Below are 21,885 nucleotides of genomic sequence, written 5' to 3' on the forward strand. Positions count from 1 at the left end.
GCGTCTTCGGGCTCCGATGTCTGGCAGAATTATACGCACCTCAGCTCCGGTTTCTCTCGCCTCATGTCCGCCATTACTACAGACCTGCCCGCCCTCGCCCGATCCATCAAGGAATGGGGCCGCGAGCTGGGCTTCCAGCAAGTCGGCATCAGCGGCCTGAACCTGGCCGAGCATGAGCAGCACCTGCAGCGCTGGCTCGAAGCCGGCTACCACGGCGAAATGGACTACATGGGCGCCCATGGCAGCAAACGCTCGCACCCCGAAGAGCTGGTGCCGGGCACATTGCGCGTGGTGTCACTGCGCATGGACTATCTGCCCGGCGACACAAAAATGGCGCAAATGCTGGCGCAACCGGAAAAAGCCTACGTGTCGCGTTATGCCTTGGGCCGCGATTACCACAAATTGATCCGTAAACGCGTGCAACAATTGGCCGACAAGATTCAATCCGAGATTGGCCCGTTCGGTTTCCGCGCGTTTGTCGACAGTGCCCCGGTGCTGGAGAAAGCCATCGCCGAACAGGCCGGGCTGGGCTGGATCGGTAAAAACACCCTGGTGCTGAATCGCAAGGCCGGCAGCTTTTTCTTCTTGAGCGAACTGTTCGTCGATCTGCCATTACCGGTAGATGAACCGCACAGCACCGAACACTGCGGGCGCTGCACCGCGTGCCTCGATATCTGTCCGACCAATGCCTTCGTCGGCCCCTACGTGCTGGACGCGCGACGTTGTATTTCCTACCTGACCATCGAACTGAAAAGCGCCATCCCCGAAGACCTGCGCCCGCTGATCGGCAATCGCGTATTTGGCTGTGATGACTGCCAGATCGTTTGCCCGTGGAACCGTTTCGCCAAGCCCTCCGGGGAAAGCGATTTCAAGCCAAGGCACAACCTCAACAACGCCGAATTGGCCGAGCTGTTTTTGTGGGATGAAGAGAAGTTCTTGAGCAGCACTGAAGGTTCGCCGTTGCGGCGAGCGGGCTATGAGCGCTGGTTGCGGAATCTGGCCGTGGGGCTGGGCAATGCGCCCTCAACGATTGCGGTGCTGGAAGCGTTGAAGGCGCGACGGGATTATCCGTCAGAGTTGGTCAGAGAGCATGTGGCGTGGGCGCTGGAACAGCATGCCCGACCTGTGCACGCAGAACCGGCCAGTAAAGTGCTCAAATCCTGGCCGGGACATTGAGGCTCTCGGCTCATGCTGAACACTGCCTCGCCGCGTTATTTATGTTTATTTTTTTTCTTTGTAGTGCCCACCCATCTGTTTGATGATGACAATCCTGTCCTTCGCATTTTCAGTGAGATACACGCGATCACCCTTTGACAAATAAAGATGCATCAACCTGGACGATGAACTGGATGGCCCCTTCAATGGCGTGTATTCGGCGTGAAGGAGCGCGGCAGCGGAGGTCGGAGAGTTACCCTCCTCAATGAGCTGAATGAATAACTTAACCCTGGTCTCAGAGGCATTCCGCGCCTCTATATTAAGAAAATTCATCTTGTCTTTAGGCCTGACCACTGTCCATTTCTGTTCGACCTCGTCCTCAACCCGTGCGGTGGCTTTCGCAGACTGGGCTTTTGCCGCAGCCTTGGCGCCTTTTCCTTTGGCAAACGCTTTGGCCGCTTTACCCGCGCCTCGTGAACTAAGCCCTGACTGAAAGGCTGAAGCCAGCTTCCTGCCCGCGTTGACAGCAGCCTTGGCTCCGGCCGCCAGACCGGTACCCAGCGAAGCCAAGCCTAGCCCAGCACTGATCCAGCCCAATGCCTCTCCTGCCGAAGAATCCGGTGCATAGTGATTGACCAATTCGCTGGCAATACCCGCCAAGCCTGAAGCAACGGCCAGCCCCAATGCCGCCGCCGCCCATGGCGTCGCGGCCCCCATCGTCAGCACACTGGCAACAATCCCGAGCACACTGAGTCCGATGCCCAGAATCGATTGCCAGGAGATATGCCCGGTAGGATCAACACGATTGACGGGGTCGCCCAGGCAATAAGCGTAGGCATTCAATCCGCCCTCACCGAATGGACTCATGTTGTCGGGGGCGAGGAACCGCATCAATGTCGGGCTATAAGCCCTGTAGCCATTGCCCAATAGATACAGCCCGGTTACCGGATCCAACTGCTCGCCGTTGAACCCCGCCAGACTGAACAAACCACCCTCGGCGGGACGATGCCCGTAAGGGCTGTAAGTGCAATCAGTCAGTTGTTCTTCACCCAGTGCTGCCAACACACTTTGCTGCTGATCGGTGCCGAACAACTGCGCGCCGGCCTTCAATCCGAGTTGTTGCTGGCCCACGAGCAATCCACCGTGACGCAGGACACTGGATGAATTTTCACCGCTGACTTCATTGGCGACCCGGCCTTCGTGGTAATAACGCTGGGCAGTGGTGGTATTGGGTTGCGACAGTTCAACCAGGTGGTCAAAACCGTCGTAATGGTAGCCGCGAATAACCGAACCTGCGGCGCTGGTCAGTTGTTCCAGACGCCCGAACGCGTCATAGGCCAGGGTTCGCGCCTGATCATCCTTGATCATCCTGCCGTTGGCGTCGTATTCCAGGGTCACGGCCGATGGATAGTCGACATGAGAATGTTTGACTGCGCTGAGTTGTACTGGGTCCGGATTGTCGTAACTGAAGGTGGTCAGGTTCACACCCAGAGGGAACCGCGTCTGTACGGTGAGAAGATTATCAAGCGCATCGAATGTGAACGTCTGCTGAGCAATTTCTTTGCCGTACGGGTCCCGGGGCTTTAGGGGGCCGGCACAGTCGTACTGGATCAGGCGCCCACGCACATCGTAGACAAATTGCTCATCGCGCAACACTTGCGTGCCACGCCTGGACACTTTCTGCGCTAGTTTGCCGGCGAGCGTATAAGTAGACGCCAGCGTCTGGTCGGGCTGGCCCTTCACCTGGAAAGTACGGCAGATTTCACGACCGATATCATCATAGGTAAACCGAGTGATCATTTGACGTTTGATCGACGTCTCTTCGGTCTTCGTCCATTCCAGCATCCCCGTCTGGATGTTGTAGTGGAATTCGGTTTTCAGCGAACCCTGCAAGGTTGATAACAAGCGGCCATGGTCATCGTATTCGGATCTGCGTTCGGATCCGAGTACATCGATGCAGGTGATCGGTCGCCCCTCCAGGGAATAGGTAAAGGAGGTTGCTTTGCTGATAGCGCCGTAGGTCGTCGTTTCGGATTTGACGCGCCCGGAAGGGTAATACGTAAAACGACGCTCTCTGCCATTTTCGATACAGGTCAAGGGATGGCCGTTGACGGGGTCGTAAGTCAGGGTCGTGAGCAATGCCCCCGCCTTGCGCTCAGTCAGTAAACCGCCCCTATGGCGCAAATACGTGAATTCGATTTTCTTGCCGTCAGCGCTCTTGTACCACTGCGGCTGGCTGAAACCTGCTTCATAACCGGCCTCGGACTTGCGGCCGCCTACTGTACTTTGCGTCAGGCGATTCAATCCGTCATAGGTTTGCCGGCCCAACACTTTGCCATCGACCTGAATGCCGACCGGCAGCGCTTCGTCACTGTGATCGGCGTAGTCGGTGACCACCTCGCTGGCGTCGGGCAGGACACTGCGAATCATCCGGTCAAAAACGTCGTACTCATATCGAGTGGTATTGCCGGCCGGATCGGTCTGGCTGGTTGTACGCCCGAATCCGTCATAGGTGTAATCGGTTTTGCCAAGACTCTTGTGCTTCAGATTGAAGCTCTCGACCCTCAGGGGTTTACCAAACTCGTTGATGAGGGTAACGGTCTTGCCCATCCCCTGAAGCCAATTCGTTTGCTGGCGAAGGACCGGATCGGCCTCGCTATGTTCGACACGCCCATCGGCATGGAACGTCTTGCAGACCTGGCCCCAGTTATCGAATTCGTAGCGGGTGATCAACGGATAAGGCTTGCCATCGCGCCAATCGGTCAGCGTCACTTCTACCTTGTGACCCGCCGAATCATGAAGGGCGCAATAAAGAGTACGAGACGCAATGAGCCCATCCTCGTCCGGACGGTCGCAGTCCTTTTCCTGAACGGCGATCACTCGTTCCAGGCCATCATAGGTCACTCTTTGTTCGCCGCCGGCGGGATCCGTGGTGACCATCGTGGCCGGTTGTTGTTTGCTGGCGGCCAAAAAGGCCCACCTGGTAGCGGCCGCGTACGGGGTGCCGGGGGCAACCGTTTTGCACACTGCTCGGCCGATCGCGTCGTACTCATGTTCGATACGCTCGCCATCGATACCGACTTCTGACACCTGTAGCCCAGTGAGCGTCGAGAGCACGGCCTCACTGGTCTGCAGCGAGCCATCGAAGCCCTGCGTGCTGGACGTCACCCGCAGCCTGATACCTTCAAGCTCATAGGAGAATTGCGTGCAGGTCTTTTTATCGTTACGGGTAATGCTTTGCTGTTTCATGGCCCCGTGCTTGAGCGGGTCCTTTGGCGTATTCAGGTAACTCCTTTGGGTTTTCGAACGCAGGATCTCAACCCCCTCCACGCGCTCGAAATAACGCTCTTCAACCGGAAAGACAGATGCCAGTTCTGCGCCTTCCAGCGCAGGATGCAACGCATAGTCGTAGTACGTGACAGACGAGGCGCCACTCGCGGCCGCAGCGCTGACCGTTCTCTTTTTCTGGAACCTGGTGAAACCCAGCGGATCCTCCGGGCAGTTGTCCCCACCGCTTGCAGGATAATACTCCGACAAAGTCGTCACCCCACTCGGCTCGACATGTTTGAGCAGGTTGCCTTCGCCGTCGAACTCGGTGACGGTGGTTTCCTCGCGCTTCTGTTGGGTGCGCCGATCGAAATAAGTCACCGTCTGAACTTTCGGCATGCGGAACTGAGCCGGTTGCTCATTGAACAGTTTGGTAACCGAACAGTGATACTCGGTGGCGATTGTGGTCTGGGCATTGCCACATGTCGTGACCTCTGCGACCAGCAAATGGAATTTGTTGTAGGTGCGGTTAATCCGGGTGTGCACCTTGCCATTGACCACTAATTTCTCGTCCGAGGTATAGACGTAGTGGTCGGGCGCCAGGTAGAGAGGATCTATGTCATTGTCCCTGGCCGGGATGAGGCCCTGCCCGAGAAAGTTATGGTTGGAATACGTATATACCTTGCAAAGCCTGGGTTGGCGCCGGCCTGGGTAAATATCGTGAGCGATGACAAACGGAAGTGTTCGCTGCACGCCACTTACGAAGCGGTGACCTTGACGCTTGTAGCGAATGATTTCTACGCCGCGCAATGGATTGACGACGCGGCACAGATAGCTGGCCTCATCAATGACTTCATATTCCAGATCCCAACCTTTGCCGAGCGGAAGTTCGATTGCCGTTACCCGACTATTTTTCAGGATCAGGTTGTAGTCGGAACTGGACGAGGTATCGGGATGCCGGGTCAATGTCACCTGACCGGCCTTGCGCGTAACTCTCAACAGGCATCTCTTGGCGTCACAGACTTCGGTCAACATGGCAAACTGATTGAACGTCTCATGCTTGAGCGTGATGCTCACACCGTTCGCCGCGACAATTTTTTCTGCTACCGCGATATGAGTGCCGGCCTGAACTTTAAGCAGTTCACGCCGACCATCGCGGTATCGAACTTCATAGCGCCCTGCCCCGGCCACCAGTACCCTGGCAGTTTGCAGTTTCATTTCCTTGAACTTCAGGCCCGCAGATGTCTCGACAGCCTTGTAGCGCTCGCCGTTGGACAGCGTCATGACTTTGCTGCGCACGTCATACTGAGTCATGGTCAACGACCAGCCGAGGCCGAAACCGGCATCCACCTGATTGAGCGGGTTGAAACCCAGTGAAAGTGCAACCTCAGGGCCATTGAGATCCGCCGAACACAACTTGCCTAACGAAAAGGCGCACGTATACATGCCCGTGCGGGGGTCAACGCCTCCGGAAACAAACTCACCAAAGTTGAAAGCATTCGAGTGAACGGCGGAGGATGAATTACTTTTCATTGAAAACGTCCTTTATTTCCAGATTCAGATATTGGCCAGTCAGGTTGGCCAGCGAAAACTCGCTGGCCATGTATCGAAATCAGACAAGCTGTTTCATTGACCGCTTGGACTCACCCAGAACAAAAGTACGTTGTTCTTTATCACCATCAATACTAAGCCTGTGCTCCGAACCGAACTCATCGACCACTGCAAACTCGAATGCGCTTTCATTCTCCCGCGCCACTTGCAGGTCCGCGGAAACATACTGAACAAGCGTCAATTGTCCAGGCACTTTGTTAATCGGGACGGTTATGTAGCCGAGCGGGCTGCGAAACGTTGTTTTCAGCCCATAAATCGGCGCCATGTAACCATAAAAACATCTGCGACCATCCTGTGTGTCGGGAATATTGCCGGACACATAAACCTGCACCGCATTTTCGGAATCATAAGGGTCAAGTTTCACCTCACTGCTATACCAGTCAAGGAGGTGAATCTGCCGGCCCTCTGCTTGCAGAGCAATATGATAATGCTGGACCCAGTCATATTGGGCACGCTGCTGTTTCTCATCATATTTACTCAATGAAAAACTACTCAGCGGATACTCTTTAGGCGGAATCGCCTCCAGCGTCACACTGCTGTCAAAGCCGACTCCATTGCTTCGCAATACCACTGAGTCCATGACGATTTCGGCAGCGACTTCCATGATTCCAGGCCTGGAGGCGGAAACCCAAAACTCAAGAATTTGTACAGGATCAGAAACGTCACTTTTGCGATTGTCATTAACACGCGGAACTTCTATAGCCCGCGGTGCCCCACCCGACATTTCATGGGCATACCGATTTTCCTGCACGGATACGCTCCAGTCACCTTCAAGAGGTCGAGCGCCGTTATAGGCAATCAGCCGCAGTGTTTGTAATGCAGGATGCCCATACAGTGACGCGCCGTCTCCATTGTTATCGACACCGTGTAAAAGCACCAATACGCGTACTTGCATGCGACCGTTGGCGTAAAGAATCTTATGTTGACCAGACCTTGTGGAGTCGGTTTTCACCTCGATACGGGAAATATTAAGCTGCTCATCAAACATTCAATAACACCTTGGCTAATTAATAAGTTTCGCCTCCATCAGGACGCGCCGAGGCATTGAGACACGGCACTAAAAACAATAAAAGACAGGACATTCGACAAATTAAAACCACGAAAACACCTGAACATAGAAACCAACAACACACATAAACTCTAAAACATTCTAAAAATCCGGATCTCCTGTCACCCGATTTGAAATCAATCCTGCCAACCCTTTAATTCCGGCCTTGCCAGAGGTTCCTCCCCTCCTGACCACGGCAAAATCAAAAGCAGAAGGGGAGCCAGCGCGTTATTTATATTTATCAGACTATGTTAGACCGGCAAGAAAACAGTTACTTCCCCCCACATTCAGTCACTCTCTGAGCCCGTCGAAAATCCACTCTCTGAGGATTCACTGTCAGACTCTACATCCGACAGTGGCTCTTCCATTTCAATTTCAATTTTCCGGTCCATGCTGGCGTTTTCCAGATACTCGGTAATCCGCTGCCTCGACGCGTCACTCAAGGGATTATTCACCAGACCAACGAATAAATTCTGTGTATCCGGGATATCGAACAGCTCATCCCCCACCTCTGAAATATTATTATTCTGCAACGCCAACACCTCGAGTTCTTTCAGCGAATCTATTCCTGAAGGAACGCTGGAAAGATTGGCGTCATACAGCATCAATTCCGTTAAATCCGGCATGAAGCCTACAGGTGGAGCAACTGTCAGAGGATTGCGTGCCAGGTTCAACAATGTAAGCGTTTCCATTCTTGCCAGCCCTTCAGCCGTCATATCAGAAAGTCTAAGCGAGCAACTATCCAACGTGAGTTGCAGCAGTTCACGCATTTGAAAGATCCCTGACGGGAATTCCTGCATCTCTACACCAGTCACCTTCAAGTATTTAACATTGGGAAAACTGTCAAGAAACGCGCCTATCCGTGCGCCTGGTTTTTCTGCGGTCAATATTAACTCTGTTACATATTCAAACCTGGCAGACAGCCTTGGTAGCTCACCGGAAAAATCGACGCTGGAAGAAAAATGATAGTCACCGTACCCCCATCTCGAAACGGACTTGCGCCGCCAGATATCTTGCAGCTTTGCGCTGAATTGCTCGCGAGCCTGACGTTGCTCCGCGGGGGTTGGCGCTCTCCCCTGTCCCGACGAATCCGCATGAGGTGACGGCTTATCGGCACTCCATATCGACAATTCACTGCACAACGTCGCGAACTCTTTTTCCAGCCTCATCATTACGCCGGCCAGATCACTCTTTAAACGCTCGTTGATAAACGTCGTCACCTCCTCACCCGAAAGCTGCGGATAAAGATCATGTACGCGGTCAACAACGGTCTTTGCCGATGTCGGATTGTTATCGGCGCCGCCTCGCAGCTTCCACGCTTGCCTGTATTGCGCGGTGGCAGAGTCGACCGTCATTGGAATCGGCGCCAGCCCCAGCAGTTCGCTCACAGCCTGGCGCGATGGCAACGGCTGTGCACGAATCAATCGCTGCAGCGTTTGCCCTCCTCCCTCCGCCACACCGAAGGCCTGACGCTGTACGGGCAGTAACAGGAACCAGACAGCCGAATACAGATCGCTCATGCCTTTGGACGATGAACCCTCGGGGCTGCTGATGACATACCCGGCGTCCTGCTGGACCAGAACGTGATGGAACGAAGTCAGCACATCGCCGATAGCCGTCAAGACCTTCCCGTCAAACACATCCTGACGAATCTCGATACGGACATCTCGCGGCCACTGCGCAAGGCGTCCGATCATATGCAACGCCAGTCGGTCACTGTCCGGACTGGATACCGAATCCAGATAAATCCCTTCACAGGCTCTTGCGAGACGAACATCGCGCAGCACCAACAGCGCCTCTTCTGCCATTTGCCGTGGCATTCCCGGTTGGTTATGCATATGCAGACGCTCGGCGGCACTTGCATCGCGCCACAAGGCCTCGGCTGCCGCTTTGGGCAAGTCAGGAAAAATCCGCCGCATCTGCAACGTGTTTTCATCACAGTCAAGTTCGAACGCACGCTCATGATTCTGAAAGAGCGCGGCGCGGTCGCGCTGGGCAATGCTTGCGCCAGGCTCGCCTTCGCGCAACTGCAGCAGAGCCTGCAACTGCGGATCGACCTGGGCGCGCACTAGCGGATCGGGATGTTGCATTTGTGTGATGAACGTGTGGATTTTCTGATCGAGGCTCAAGCGCCTGAGAGCGTCCTGCAGCAAGACGAGGGACCGAGCGTAAGCGGGGGAATCGCGTGCCAGCGTTTCATCCATCCCACTAACGGCAAGAATGCGTGTAATCGTGACCTCGGAAAAGCCGTCCACTGAATACCCGACGCGGTGAAACAGTTCTGCCGTTCGCCTCCTTAACGAATTGAGTCTTGCAGGGTGATTACGCGAATCACTGCTTTGCAGAGGGACCCAGAACCTGCCCTCGCTATCCGGCTTCAGAAGCGGGCCGGAAGGGTTGAGTTCTCTGGCTAGCGTGGCGCGAAACAGGCCACTCTCGGCGTCCAGGACAACTTGCACGAAATGGTTGTCGGCTACGGCCACATACTGACGCTGCCTGAACCTCCGGATGCCCTGCGCATCGGGCTCGCCGAGGCTTTTGTCGGTGTGTATCCAGTAATCTGCCAGCGAGGGCGTCGCGGCAAGCTTCGAAAAATCGTCGAACGCGAAAGACAACGGGCTCACACTCAAACTGCTCGCCTGCGTCACCGCGACCAAATCTGGCCGGTAGGACGGGTGCAAGTGTTCCGGGCGAGGGGGGAGAGGTAAATGCGGCATTGCTGGAGAGGGGTACGCTGGGCGATGTGGTTCATTCGCGCTGAAATCGGGTGTTTTGGCAGGGGCAGGAACAGGTTTGATCTTTGGCGGTTTACCAGCCATGAATGCTCATCCTTGAGGTTTGGTTAGTTGGGCCCCGTAACACTGCAGGGCCGTCAGTACAATCAGTTTATCGGCTTATCCGGTGTAAACCGGTATATAGGTGTACTACATTTATCGCATTAATAAACAACGACGCCAATTAGTTCTCGATGTGTGACTCGCGAAGCTTGTTGACGTAGACGAAAGCGCAGTCACTATCAACTAGCTTATTCGACCTGTTTGTTTTTAGCCCCTCAGGTGCTGGCCCAGGTATAAGTGCCCGACACGAATACCGGTAATTCACATCCGCGCCAGACCACAAACGTGCGCAGCCACTTAATGGAATAATTTTGAAGTTGCTGTAATGCCGGCTCGACAAAGCATTGCCACTGCTACGGACAACCTACCCGTTGAACTTGATGGCGACACCGATCTGGAAGGTTTTCCCGCTTTGGCTGGAAACCCGGAACGCACGTATACAAGGCAGGACCGGACCCTCCTCGTTTTCATCATCCACACGATCTATTACAGCGACAGTGTTCAGTACCGCCAGAGTGAAACGTCCCTTTTCATTACTGGCTCGCCAACCATTTCGCAATGGTTCTCCCAGTCTCATATTGAATCAGCGGCAAGACTCAGAAATAACATGCCCCCTACTAATTCCGCTTGAGCAGAAAGGCAAGAAACCTCAACAACCGGTAAAAACAGATAAAAACCCGCCGCCACCGTCAATTCGCAAAACCCGGCAGAACTGTATTTTTTATTCGATAGCAGGCGGAATCAATGCTCATCGTTATAAACGAACTTGGGCATTTCCCAATGAAAACGAATGGCCAGCAGACGTAACAAAAACCCGCCGAACAGGGTAATCAGAATGGCTTGTTCACCTGGCACGTTCAGATACAGGCACAACATGTAACACCAGGCGGCGGCGAACGACACGCTGGCATACAGTTCTCGGCGGAAGATCAACGGGATGTCATTACAGAAGATATCGCGCAGGATGCCGCCGAAGACACCGGTGATCACACCGCTGACCGAAGCCACCAGCATGCCGTGGCCCATTTCCAGAGCGGTCATGCAGCCGATCAGGGTAAACGCCACCAGACCGACGGCATCGAGCACCAGAAACAACGAACGCAGATGCCGCATCCAACGTGCAGTGAACACGGTCAACATTGCCGCAGCGGAGGTCAGCACCAGGTATTCCGGGTGTTTGACCCATGTCAGCGGGTAGTGCCCGAGCAGCACGTCACGCACCGAACCGCCGCCCAGCGCCGTGACACACGCAATCAGCACCACGCCGAACCAGTCCATGCCGCGACGGCCCGCAGACAGCGCGCCCGTCATGGCTTCAGCGGTAATGGCGATCAAATAGAGCATTAGCAACATGGTGGCGATCCTGGCAGGAAGGCGCGCAGTCTAGCCATTTCGGTGCAGCACCAAAAGAGGGCGAGAACACCCGCCACAAAAAGCCGCCAACCCGGTATCAGAACTTGATGAAGTGCTTGCGGTAATGCTGCAGTTCGGCGATCGATTCACGGATGTCGTCCAGCGCCAGGTGCGTGCTGCCCTTCTTGAAGCTGTCGCGTACGTCCGGCGCCCAGCGTGCGGCCAGCTCTTTGAGTGTGGAGACGTCAAGGTTGCGGTAGTGGAAGTAGCTTTCCAGCGCCTTCATGTGGGTATAGAGGAAGCGGCGATCCTGGCAGATGCTGTTGCCACAGATTGGCGACTTGCCCTTGGGCACCCACTTCTCCAGAAACGCGATGGTTTCGGCTTCGGCTTCGGCCATGCTGACGCGGCTGTCGCGAACGCGTTGGGTCAGGCCGGAGTTACCGTGGGTACGGGTGTTCCACTCGTCCATGCGTGCCAGCACGTCGTCGCTGTGGTGAATGGCGATCACCGGCCCTTCGGCCAGCGTGTTGAGGTCACTGTCGGTGACGATGGTGGCCATTTCGATGATGACGTCGTTATCCGGATCAAGGCCCGTCATTTCCAGGTCGATCCAGATCAGATTCTGTGGGTTCTGCATATTTCGGCTCCTAGGCAATGCTGCGCAGTTTAGCCTAGGCCGGTGCCCCGGCGTGCTAAACTCGCGGCCGTTTTACCTAATCGCTGCATTCTTCAGACGGAACACCCATGGCCAAACGCCAACTCAATCGTCGTCAAAACTGGCGCATCGAAAAGATTCAGGGCGAGCGCGCCGCACGCGCCGCCAAACGTGAGTCCTCGGCAGTCGAGGCGCTCGAAGGTGGCGATCTCGGCCCTGAGCAACACGGCCTGGTGATCGCTCACTTCGGTGTGCAGGTCGAGGTCGAGGCCAAGGACGGCGAACTCGCAGGCCAGGTGTTCCGTTGCCACTTACGCGCCAACCTGCCAGCGCTGGTGACCGGCGATCAGGTCGTCTGGCGTGCCGGCAACCAGGGCATCGGTGTGATCGTCGCGCAATTGCCGCGTACCACCGAACTGTGCCGTCCGGACAGCCGTGGCCAGCTCAAGCCTGTAGCGGCCAACGTCGACATGATCGTCATCGTCTTCGCCCCGCTGCCCGAGCCCCACGCCAACCTGATCGACCGCTACCTCGTAGCGGCCGAACACGCTGGCATCCGTCCGCTGTTGCTGCTGAACAAGTTCGACCTGATCGACGAGCAGAATGCCCCGGCACTCAACGCCCTGCTGGCGGTTTACCGCACGCTCGGTTATCCGGTGCTGGAAGTGTCCGCGCACCACGGCAACGGCATGGAACAACTGCAAAAGCAGCTCGACGGGCGCATCAGCGTGTTCGTCGGCCAGTCCGGCGTCGGCAAGTCGTCGCTGGTCAACAGCTTGCTGCCTGAAGTTGAAACCCGTGTCGGGCCGTTGTCCGAGCTGTCCGGCCAAGGCACGCACACGACGACCACCGCGCGCCTGTTCCATTTTCCGGGCGGTGGTGAACTGATCGACTCCCCGGGCATCCGCGAATTTGGCCTGGGCCACGTCAGTCGTGCCGACGTCGAAGCCGGCTTCATCGAGTTCAATGACCTGCTCGGCACCTGCCGCTTCCGCGATTGCAAGCATGATCGTGAACCGGGTTGTGCACTGCTCAAGGCTCTGGAAGATGGCCGCGTGCAGCAACAACGAATGAACAGCTACCGCTCGATCATCGCCAGCCTGCCTGAAAACGGCTATTAAACAGGCGCACCGGCAGCCCTGAAACACAGGGCTGCCGGCTGTAGGATCACGCCTGACAAATCCTCAGAACGCCTAAACGTCAGACCTTTCTGTAGGGCTTTAGCACGCCTGTTTGCAGGACATTTCTCTTTTACCGCCAGCACCTTGTAGGCCTCACGCAGATGCCTACATTCAGTTCCTCCTTCGCACTGTCGCGACCTCCGAGGAACCCCATGCAAACCTATCATTTGTTCATCAGCCATTCGTGGAACTATTCCCACGCCCACGACAACCTCGTACGCCTGCTCAGCGCGCAACCCGGTTTCACCTTCAAGAATTTCTCCGTGCCACCGCACAACCCGATCATGGGCGCGCAAACCGACAAGCAACTGGAAGAGGCTATCGAGAACAAGATCCGCCCTTGCTCGGCAGTGCTGATCATGGCCGGCATGTACTCGACGTACAGCAAGTGGATCAACAAGGAAATCGAAATCGCCAAGCGCATGGGCAAAGTGATCATCGCGATCAAGCCGTTCGGGGCCGAGCGGATTTCCACCGTCGTACGCAACGCCGCTGATGCCGAGTGCGCGTGGAGCACCAAAAGCATCGTCGCCGCCATTCGCCTGCATACGACGGTGTAATCATGCGCAAGGGACTGTTTATCGGCATCAACCACTACGCCCACGTCACGCCACTGAGCGGCTGCAACAACGATGCAATGGCCATGGCTTCGGTGCTGGAGCGTCACGCCAGCGGGCGCCCGAACTTCAGCAGCAAAGTGCTGACCTCATCCGAGGAGAACCTGACGCTCACGGCCATGAAACAGCACATTCAAAGTCTGTTCTCGGGCGACTGCGATGTGGCGCTGCTGTACTTTGCCGGCCACGGCCAGTTCGACACCAGCATCGACGAAGGGCTGCTGATTCCACAGGACTTCAAACACGGCGGGGAAGGCATTCGCATCAGCGACATTCTGGAGTGGGCGGACAAGGCCCCGCACATCAAGAACAAAATCATCATTCTCGATTGCTGTCAGGCAGGCGCAGCCGGCGCCATGCGCAATTTGCGCGGTGGCAGCAGTGTGATCGGCGAAGGCATGACCATTCTCACCGCGTGCAAAAAAGAACAGTCCGCCCTCGAAAGTCGCGGCCACGGCGTATTCACCGACCTGCTGTTACAGGCGCTGCACGGTGGCGCCGCGAACGTGCTCGGCAAGGTCACGCCGGGTAGCGTTTACTCGTTTGTCGACAATGCCTTGGGTGCCTGGGAGCAGCGCCCGGTGTTCAAGACCAACGTGTCGCAGTTCGTGCCGTTGCGCGAGGTAGCACCGCTGATTGCCGAACAAACCCTGCGCAAACTCAAGGACTGGTTCCCCGAGCCGAGTTTCGTCTTCAGGCTCGATCCCAGCTACGAGCCCACCGAAGCAACGTTCGACCCCGATCACGGCGCCGTCTTCAAGCAACTGCAAATGTGTAACCGCCACAGCCTGGTCGAACCGGTCGATGCCGAGCACATGTATTACGCCGCCCTCAACTCCACCGGTTGTCGCCTCACCGCCCTCGGCGCCTACTACCGCGAACTCGCCCTCAAAGGACACTTCTGATGCCTGTCTTCATCAGCTACCGCCACATGGATCGCGCCCACGCCATCGCCATCAACACCCGACTGATGCAGGCCAACATCAAAACCTACCTCGACGTACTGGATCCGGAATCCCAGACCACCGAAGACATCACCGGGGTCATCACCCGCAACATCACCGAATGCACGCACCTGTTGGCGGTGGTTTCGGAAAAAACCGCGCTGTCGTGGTGGGTGCCGTTTGAAATCGGTGAGGCGACGATCAGCAACCGGCGGATCTGCTCGTTCAAGACCGGGCCGACGGAATTGCCGTTGTACCTGGATAAGTGGCCGAAGCTGAGCACAGAGAGTGATCTGAATTTCTTTATCGATGCGTATCGTGAGGAAGTGTCGAGCAAGCGTTCAATGACGCTGGACTCGAGCAACGAATCGTTCAGCGGCACCTATAAACGCAACGCCGAGATTTTCCATGAACAACTGAAAAACCGGATTCGGCGGGGGTTCTGACCGACGTAAAAAAGCCGCGACACCATCGCGGCTTTTTAACTTTCAAAGGCTGGGTGCGACTCTATCCAGCTTCCAGCCCAACGCATCCAGTGCGTCACAGCCGTTCTGAAGCAGGATATGCGCGGCGCTGGCGAAGTGTTCCAGATCATGACCTTCGGCATCGTTGACGCACAGGCAACTGACGCTGTTGAGCATATTGCGCAGGATGTTCAAGCGATGCTTTGAGGTTTCGAGAAGGGTCGAGGCCTTGGCTTCGGTGTCGATGTAGAGCGTGGGGGTGGTGCTTATGTTGCCTTGCAGCGGACGATAAATAGCCATGGTCTGATCCTGGCTCGGCGTCATGAGTTGTACGAGCAAGCTCGGGAGAAATGCCCGGAACGCTGGTCTGGCCAGACAAGAAACTGGGAGCCGATGGGCACTGTGATGTTGAACCCGGATCGGCAGCAGCAGACCGAGAAAAGCGCGGCATAGTTAGACGGCGACGCGACAACAACCTTGAAAAACGCCGGAAGCTTGAACACCAAGGAGCCTGAAATGCTTCATTTTCTGGACGCCGTTCCCATTCTGTTTGGGGCGCAATCTGTCAAGTGAACCGGCAAGAGCGCCAATTGGGTCTACACAAGTAGAGAGCTAAAGGGGGCGAAAGTATTTTCCGGAAATCCCCCCTTTTTACCTGTCCTCTTTCTTCTCGGGGCAATAGCCGTTCCGGACGAATTTCTACTCTTGGCCGATTGCGGCTGCTGGTTGGGGACGCCTGACCGGGTTTTTGGAAATAGCCTATTTTTGGCGACTCATGAAAGAAATGTTCTAAGTCGTGACGGAATGGCGACAACCTCTTTGGTTTCTGGCGAGACGCAGACATGAGTGATATTCGCTACGAAAGATAATGTTCCATTGCTGATAAACCCCTCGACCAGAAAAGTGAAAGAGTGAATCCCTACTTTTGCCACGCTGACCTTGATGTTTAACTCATCATCCCACGTCAGAGGTGCCAGTAACTCCAATGACATGGCGCGTACCGGCGGCAATATATCAAAGCCCATCAGATTTCTAAGTCCTGGTGCGCCCAGCCACTTGTCAAGTGCAGCATATACAGCTTCTACCGAAAAATATGAAAAACGGGGAGTGTAAACTAATCCTGCGGGATCACAGTCTCCAAACAAAATGGTTCTGCTGACAAAAACTGCATTGGGCATTGGTCTGTTTTCCTTGATTTATCCGATGCCGGAAGTTATCCGCGCGCTGGTGCTCTTTATTGCCGCTCAAGAATGATGCTCGTCATGTTGATGCGGCAAGTCCATAACATAGCATTACCCTCGACGGGTATCCGCAGCGTTCATCAGATCAAGCAGCCGCTGACATACCTAAGTGAGACGGGTGTTCCAATTCCTATCGGTATATTTAGTCATTTCTGTTTCGCATATCATGATTGTGGTGGTTAAGCAATTAGCTAAAGGTCTTATGATTGGCCTTTAATTAGCTCATTTTTTTGGATCCAACGTCTATATACTCGCCTCGCCGTGACCACTGGGTGGTTTTCGGTCTATAAGCTGACCCTGTGGTCAGGGTGCTGGTGCGGCATGCTCAAGTGCCGATATGGAGATGTAAACATTGCAAAGGACTTCTATGAATATCTTTTACCTTTATTCCGGTGAAGTTAACTCTTCCGCTATCTCGCTCGTTGATCGCAAGGGTAATGCTGTAGTCGAAAAAGCCATTCATGAGTTTGTAGTTGATGTGGATTCGCAGAATTCCAACTGCTCGGTCATTCTCATTGCTTCTGACAAGTTGCATGAAGTTGAACAAGTTTTGGAGGCTATCAAGAAGCCGGGGCTGTTGGTCAGTACCCGGGTTATATTAGTCAGCGATGATCCGAAAGTGTGCGCTCTCGGAGATTCGGTGAAATATGACATTCAAGATGTCGTTTCTGCCAAAACCGAAATATTGGATATTGAAAAAGTTATCGAGAAAGCGATTTTTGCTTTTACCACGCTTCAGTCAAAACACAACATCAAAGAGTTTTATCTAGACAATAAATTCAACGAGGTTTTTGACTGGTTTGAACAATCGCGATGGGAGTGGTCAGAAATTGGCGACCTTTCCGGTATCGACAGAAGCTTGTTGACCGACGAGGACATTCAACTTCTGCACGATGGTGCTGTTGTAGAACATACGACATTGCCGGGGTCGCACAACTTCCTCAACGAGTGGCGTGACGAATTCGGCTTTTCCACCTGGTCGTTGATGTGGGGAGCCGAAGAGGCTCGGCATGCCCTGGTGCAGGCCAAATACCTGAAGCAATTGGGTATTGAGGTTCGTTCAAAACACGCCATGTTTACGCGTAAACCGTATGAGGTGGGTGACTACCCGTCCGCCACGCTGATGATGAACGTGATTTCTGAATACCGTGCGGCCAACTACTACAACCTACGCGCCCACCGAACGAATGAGCCCACCCTGAAGAAAATCTGGCGTTTGCTCAGCAAGGACGAGTCTCGCCATGCCAAGGCGTTCTATGTCTTTTGCAAAGAGTTGTGCGACGAAAGCGACGTGAATATGTTGGAAGCACTGAAAATGGCTTACGTCTGGCTGATTGATGCCTCCTATGGCGTCAAACACCCTGCAGGTTTGTTCTTCCCGAATGCGGACTCACCCGACTCGGTCAAGACAATTGAACAGGATGTGGTGGGCGACGATGACAATGAACGTGGTGATGCCAATGTCTACCGCGCCTTGCGCAATCTCACCGGCAATAAAGCAATCGTCGATACACGCTCACTGAAAGCCGAGATCCGCGCCAGAATGTAGGTGATACATCATGAACGACACGCTTGTAGAAGAATCAGGTGTCACCTCGAATTGTTTTGGTTGCAGCGAACAAAATGATATCGGCTTGAAGTTAGTGTTTGACGACGGTGTGGATGAGGTCTCTGCGCGAGTATCACTGGATCGTCAGTATGAATCTTATCCAGGCATCGTCCACGGTGGAATTGTTTCGACCGTTCTGGATGAAGCCATGGGAAGAGCCATTATGGTCTTCACCGGAAAAATGGCAGTCACGATGGGACTCCGAGTGCGCTTCATCAGTATCTGCGAGTCATTTGCAGAGTACCGGGTGGAAGGAAAAATCGTCTCGATTACCGGCAGTATGATCAAAGCTGAGGCACGGCTCCTGACACAAACCGGCGATCTGGTTGCCTTGGGGGAGGCGTCGTGGATTGTGATTGAGCCCGAAGATGTTTTTAGTGGGCAGACTAAAGTCCCGCATAGAACGTTGTTGTATATAAACCATGAAGTTAGCCGCGAGGGAGCGATTTGTGAACGAAATTGAATTCGACATACTGGACATTCTTACTACGGTTGTTGGGCTGGAAGCCGGCACTGTGACCAAAAGCACCAGTATCAGAGACCTTGGTGTAACGTCGATGAAGATCGTTGAAATGATTTTGATGATTGAGAAAAAATACGATGTGGAAATGCCCGATGATGCAACTTACACGATCGAAACCGCGGAGCAGCTGATTGCCGCTGTTCAGCGGCTGATTAAAGCTAATCAGGAAGAGTCTCTCGCTATTAATTGACCGGCGACTGATGTGGCGCTTTGCAGTCAGTCAATAGACGGCAAGGCGCTTTTTGGTGGTTTGTAAAATCAGGGAATGATGTGAATACAATACTGACTGCACTTACACGTACAGCCGAACTGTCACCAGAGCGTGGATTTCACGTCATCAAGAATGGCAAGGTTTCGTCGTTTTTGAGTTATGCCAGCCTTCATGGGCGCGCACAGGCCCGCGCCAGTGCAATGCAGGAATGCGTGACGTTCAACGAACGAGTGGGATTGATATTTTTCAACGAACTCAGCTTTATCGAAAGCTTCTTTGCAGTCTTGTTTGCCGGCGGTGTGCCGGTCCCCATCGCACCACCGCAACCTTTTTCGCCGTTGCAGAGCTTCTATAGGCGCGTGGGTCTTATTGCCAGGCAGTCAACGATCCACAGGTTTCTGGTTTCTGAATCGCTCAGTGAAGAGGTCAAAGAATCTCTAGGTGCTCAAACCGCCTCGATCGTACAGACGCTTGATGAGTTCAGCGCTCTGGGTGAAAGCGATCCAGTGGCACCCCGTCAGCGCCCAAATGCAGTCAGTGACACCGCGCTGATCCAGTACACCTCGGGCAGTACTTCGGACCCAAAAGGGGTCGTGGTTTCTCAAGAAAATCTGATTTTGAATGTTGCCGCAATGTGCGAATCATTTGAAATGAACGCAGAGTCTGCCGGTGTTACCTGGTTGCCGTTCTTTCATGACATGGGCTTGATCGGTGGGTTGCTACTGCCTGTGTTTGCTGGCTCGGACTCTTACATAATGCGAACCGCAGATTTTGTAAAAGCACCGTTAAGCTGGTTAAAGGCCATCTCCGACTTTTCCCTGGAGATTTCACCAGCACCCAATTTTGCCTACAAGTATTGTCTTGAACGCTTCAACGTTGATGCCTTGTCGGATCTGAATTTAACCTCCTGGCGCTCTGCCACGAGTGGGGCGGAACCCATCAACCCTAAAGTCATGCGCGCTTTTACCCAGACTTTTGCGCCTTACGGATTCTCCGCACGCTCGATCATGCCCCTTTATGGAATGGCCGAAGCGACGCTGGGTGCAACGTTCACCACGGTGGGTGAGGGCATGCAAAGTGTATTTGTCGATCGTGAGGCATTGAACAACGGCAGGGTCGTGCTCGCGGACCGCGATGCACCGGGGAACAAAGAGATCGTTTCGTGCGGAAAACCCATTCGTCATGTAGACGTCAGTATTCATGTCGACAACCTGGATTTCGTGGATACCTCACTGCTGTTGGGTGAGATTGCGCTGAAAGGGAATTCGGTGTGCTGCGCCTATGACAATGACCAGAAAAATACCGCTGCAATGCTTGAAAACGGCTGGTTCTTGACCGGTGATATAGGCTTCCTGTTTGAGGGGAACCTGTATGTCGTCGGTCGAAGCAAGGAAGTCATCATTATCAATGGCGCCAATTACTTCGCCAATGACATTGAAAGTTACGCCGCTGAAGTCGAAGGTGTCCGGGGTGTTGCAGCAGTTCCACTGACTGAGTCGGACACTGAAGAATGCGCGTTACTGATCGTCCCAGCCAAAGGCCATGACACATCAAGCCTGACCCAAATCGTGCGCAGAAAGATCAGTGACGAACTGGGAATCCAGATAACCACTATCGACATCATTGCGGCGAGTCAGCTGTCCAAGACGACCAGTGGGAAAATCGACCGAGCCAAAATCAGATCTCTTTACAACAACCTCTCACGATCCGCCGAGTCCGTTAGCCAATGAACCTGTTTTTCAGATTATTTGTCATGTCGTTGGTAGGTTTTATCAAGAGATGGCGCAAGCCTGGCCACTTCAGGAGCGCGACGACGATTGGATTCACCGCCACACCGCTTGATATCGATTTGAACATGCACATCAATAACGGTCGTTTTCTATCGCTCGCTGATTTGGGCAGGCTGCATTTCCTGTGGTCTGTCGGCACGCTTGGAGGGATTCTGAAAAACGGCTGGATGCCTCTGGTAGGCAATGTTGACATTGAATACAAAAAGTCCATAAAGCTGTTTCAGCGGTTTGAAATTAAAACCGAACTGCTTTACTGGGATGAAAAGTGGTTTTACTTCCAGCATGTTTTCATGGTTGGGTCGAAAGTGTCGGCAGTGGCCAACGTCAAGGCACTCTTGGTAGACCGTTCACGCAAAGTCGTAGAGCCTGCCCGAATATTTGCTTTGATTGGTGAATCCCCTGAACCCCCGGAAGTGCCGGAATCCATTGCTGATTGGGTTGTACGTCCACGCGCACAACCACAAACGGCTGCACTCTGACATTCAAGAATGAGCGGATAGCAGATCGGGTGGCGGGTACAGCTTCTTCCTTTGCAGGTAGGTGGCGAGAGGAGCATTGAAGATGAATACGCCAAAGACACCTTCCCACAACAGGGTCAAAAACCAGCCACGTTCTTTGGCTATATCCTTCATGTAATCGATGTAGTAACGCAGGTTTGCCCCTGAATTAAGCGCTGCGGCATCCGGTGCCGCCTCTGGCCCGATCTCCATATAACTGCGCATGCATTCCCACAACGCCATTGCCGTAGTGCCGCCGCCACAGTTGAAGCCCAGCGAAAAGTGCTTGTTGTCTTCCGTGGCTTGCGAGTCGGTGTTTTCGAAAGCGATGACCAGTAGACCCATCGTGGCTTTGCCGGCCTGACTGACTGATGAATGCTGGGTGGCGGCGGCTGTCACGGTCTCCCAAGGGACGATCCAGTATTCGCCACTGTTACGGGGGACGCAGACTTCGCGGCGTTGGCGATTGAAGCGTATGGGTAAGGGGACTTCGCGGAACAGGCCTTGGATCAAAATCAACGTAGGGACACCCAATATAACGGCCCCTAAGATCAAAACGTCTCGGCTGTATTCAGGATCGAGATGTCGAGTAAAAAAAGAGATAGCTAAAAACACCATCATCGTCGGCCACATCACCATCACTGCCGAGCCGATGCTGTAGTTACCGATATCGAGTGGACTTGCCCCTACCAAACCGGACACCAACTCCCCGTTAAATTGATGCTGCCGCTAAGCGCCTGAACTCCCTCGGAGAGCGATAGTTCAAGGCGCTGTGTGGATGCTGCTCGTTGTAGTGCTCGAAGGCAATTGCCAAGTTACGCAACGCCGTTTCTCGATCCGGCTTGGGCATGTGCGCCACGTAATCTCGCTTAATCGTCT

Annotated in this window: 18 protein-coding genes and 1 pseudogene; 10 read left to right on the forward strand and 9 right to left on the reverse strand. The window is 54.2% G+C overall.

Annotated elements, in window-relative coordinates; all coding sequences use genetic code 11:
* The first annotated feature begins 63 nt into the window (after positions 1 to 63).
* Positions 64 to 1,176 (forward strand): tRNA epoxyqueuosine(34) reductase QueG, encoded by a 1,113-nt coding sequence (gene queG / locus AACY50_RS04755; RefSeq protein WP_339538227.1) that lies wholly within the window; start codon positions 64 to 66, stop codon positions 1,174 to 1,176.
* 45 nt (positions 1,177 to 1,221) lie between these two features.
* On the opposite strand, the gene AACY50_RS04760 is transcribed toward queG, so the two are convergent.
* The 5 genes from AACY50_RS04760 to orn all read right to left on the reverse strand — a co-directional run bounded on the left by AACY50_RS04760 (position 1,222) and on the right by orn (position 11,911).
* Positions 1,222 to 5,955, reverse strand: a complete 4,734-nt coding sequence (locus tag AACY50_RS04760; RefSeq protein ID WP_339538228.1) for an RHS repeat domain-containing protein — start codon at positions 5,953 to 5,955, stop codon at positions 1,222 to 1,224.
* Positions 5,956 to 6,034: 79 nt separating this feature from the next.
* The gene (locus AACY50_RS04765; protein ID WP_339433652.1) at positions 6,035 to 7,021 is read right to left on the reverse strand and encodes a hypothetical protein; all 987 of its coding nucleotides are present in this window, start codon (positions 7,019 to 7,021) and stop codon (positions 6,035 to 6,037) included.
* Positions 7,022 to 7,368: 347 nt separating this feature from the next.
* Positions 7,369 to 9,900, reverse strand: a complete 2,532-nt coding sequence (locus AACY50_RS04770) for a hypothetical protein (protein ID WP_339433651.1) — start codon at positions 9,898 to 9,900, stop codon at positions 7,369 to 7,371.
* Positions 9,901 to 10,659: 759 nt separating this feature from the next.
* Positions 10,660 to 11,271 carry a trimeric intracellular cation channel family protein gene (locus AACY50_RS04775; protein WP_221733102.1) on the reverse strand — a complete coding sequence of 204 codons (612 nt, stop codon included), beginning with the start codon at positions 11,269 to 11,271 and terminating at the stop codon, positions 10,660 to 10,662.
* 97 nt (positions 11,272 to 11,368) lie between these two features.
* Positions 11,369 to 11,911, reverse strand: coding sequence for an oligoribonuclease (gene orn / locus AACY50_RS04780; protein ID WP_339538231.1), 543 nt, complete (start codon positions 11,909 to 11,911; stop codon positions 11,369 to 11,371).
* A gap of 107 nt (positions 11,912 to 12,018) precedes the next feature.
* On the opposite strand from orn, the gene rsgA reads away from it, so the two are divergent.
* The 4 genes from rsgA (at position 12,019) to AACY50_RS04800 (ending at position 15,117) form a co-directional block, all read left to right on the forward strand.
* A complete protein-coding gene (rsgA, locus tag AACY50_RS04785; protein WP_339433650.1) occupies positions 12,019 to 13,050 on the forward strand; it encodes a small ribosomal subunit biogenesis GTPase RsgA in 1,032 nt (343 codons plus the stop codon).
* A 212-nt stretch (positions 13,051 to 13,262) separates the two neighbouring features.
* A complete protein-coding gene (locus tag AACY50_RS04790) occupies positions 13,263 to 13,670 on the forward strand; it encodes a TIR domain-containing protein (protein ID WP_339538232.1) in 408 nt (135 codons plus the stop codon).
* A gap of 2 nt (positions 13,671 to 13,672) precedes the next feature.
* Positions 13,673 to 14,632 carry a caspase family protein gene (locus AACY50_RS04795; RefSeq protein WP_339433648.1) on the forward strand — a complete coding sequence of 320 codons (960 nt, stop codon included), beginning with the start codon at positions 13,673 to 13,675 and terminating at the stop codon, positions 14,630 to 14,632.
* Positions 14,632 to 15,117, forward strand: coding sequence for a toll/interleukin-1 receptor domain-containing protein (locus AACY50_RS04800; protein WP_339433647.1), 486 nt, complete (start codon positions 14,632 to 14,634; stop codon positions 15,115 to 15,117). The genes AACY50_RS04795 and AACY50_RS04800 overlap by 1 nt, the downstream gene beginning before the upstream one ends.
* Before the next feature lie 42 nt (positions 15,118 to 15,159).
* Here the strand turns inward: AACY50_RS04800 and AACY50_RS04805 are convergent, their stop codons facing one another.
* Together AACY50_RS04805 and AACY50_RS04810 are read right to left on the reverse strand one after the other, a co-directional pair.
* A complete protein-coding gene (locus AACY50_RS04805; RefSeq protein WP_339433646.1) occupies positions 15,160 to 15,435 on the reverse strand; it encodes a hypothetical protein in 276 nt (91 codons plus the stop codon).
* A gap of 473 nt (positions 15,436 to 15,908) precedes the next feature.
* Positions 15,909 to 16,313: an acyl-CoA thioesterase gene (locus tag AACY50_RS04810; protein WP_339538233.1), complete on the reverse strand. Its 405-nt coding sequence runs from the start codon at positions 16,311 to 16,313 to the stop codon at positions 15,909 to 15,911.
* 430 nt (positions 16,314 to 16,743) lie between these two features.
* Between AACY50_RS04810 and AACY50_RS04815 the strand changes: the two genes are divergently transcribed.
* From AACY50_RS04815 to AACY50_RS04835, 5 genes are all read left to right on the forward strand, one after another.
* Positions 16,744 to 17,925 carry a ferritin-like domain-containing protein gene (locus AACY50_RS04815; RefSeq protein WP_339433644.1) on the forward strand — a complete coding sequence of 394 codons (1,182 nt, stop codon included), beginning with the start codon at positions 16,744 to 16,746 and terminating at the stop codon, positions 17,923 to 17,925.
* Between the two features lie 10 nt (positions 17,926 to 17,935).
* Entirely contained in the window at positions 17,936 to 18,448 is a 513-nt protein-coding gene (locus AACY50_RS04820) for a PaaI family thioesterase (protein WP_339433643.1), read from the forward strand.
* Positions 18,435 to 18,698, forward strand: coding sequence for an acyl carrier protein (locus AACY50_RS04825; protein WP_339433642.1), 264 nt, complete (start codon positions 18,435 to 18,437; stop codon positions 18,696 to 18,698). The genes AACY50_RS04820 and AACY50_RS04825 overlap by 14 nt, the downstream gene beginning before the upstream one ends.
* A gap of 80 nt (positions 18,699 to 18,778) precedes the next feature.
* Positions 18,779 to 20,449, forward strand: coding sequence for an AMP-binding protein (locus AACY50_RS04830; RefSeq protein ID WP_339538234.1), 1,671 nt, complete (start codon positions 18,779 to 18,781; stop codon positions 20,447 to 20,449).
* Positions 20,446 to 20,988: an acyl-CoA thioesterase gene (locus AACY50_RS04835; RefSeq protein WP_175554138.1), complete on the forward strand. Its 543-nt coding sequence runs from the start codon at positions 20,446 to 20,448 to the stop codon at positions 20,986 to 20,988. The genes AACY50_RS04830 and AACY50_RS04835 overlap by 4 nt, the downstream gene beginning before the upstream one ends.
* A 21-nt stretch (positions 20,989 to 21,009) precedes the next feature.
* Here AACY50_RS04835 and AACY50_RS04840 read toward each other — a convergent pair.
* Positions 21,010 to 21,681 (reverse strand): annotated as a pseudogene (locus tag AACY50_RS04840) (DUF6708 domain-containing protein); the annotation flags it as partial.
* A gap of 37 nt (positions 21,682 to 21,718) precedes the next feature.
* On the reverse strand, positions 21,719 to 21,885 hold a 167-nt coding region (locus tag AACY50_RS04845), incomplete at its 5' end, for an integrase core domain-containing protein (RefSeq protein WP_339466725.1).

The sequence above is a fragment of the Pseudomonas sp. RA_15y_Pfl2_54 genome (assembly GCF_963971015.1).
Taxonomy (GTDB): Bacteria; Pseudomonadota; Gammaproteobacteria; order Pseudomonadales; family Pseudomonadaceae; genus Aquipseudomonas; species Aquipseudomonas baetica_A.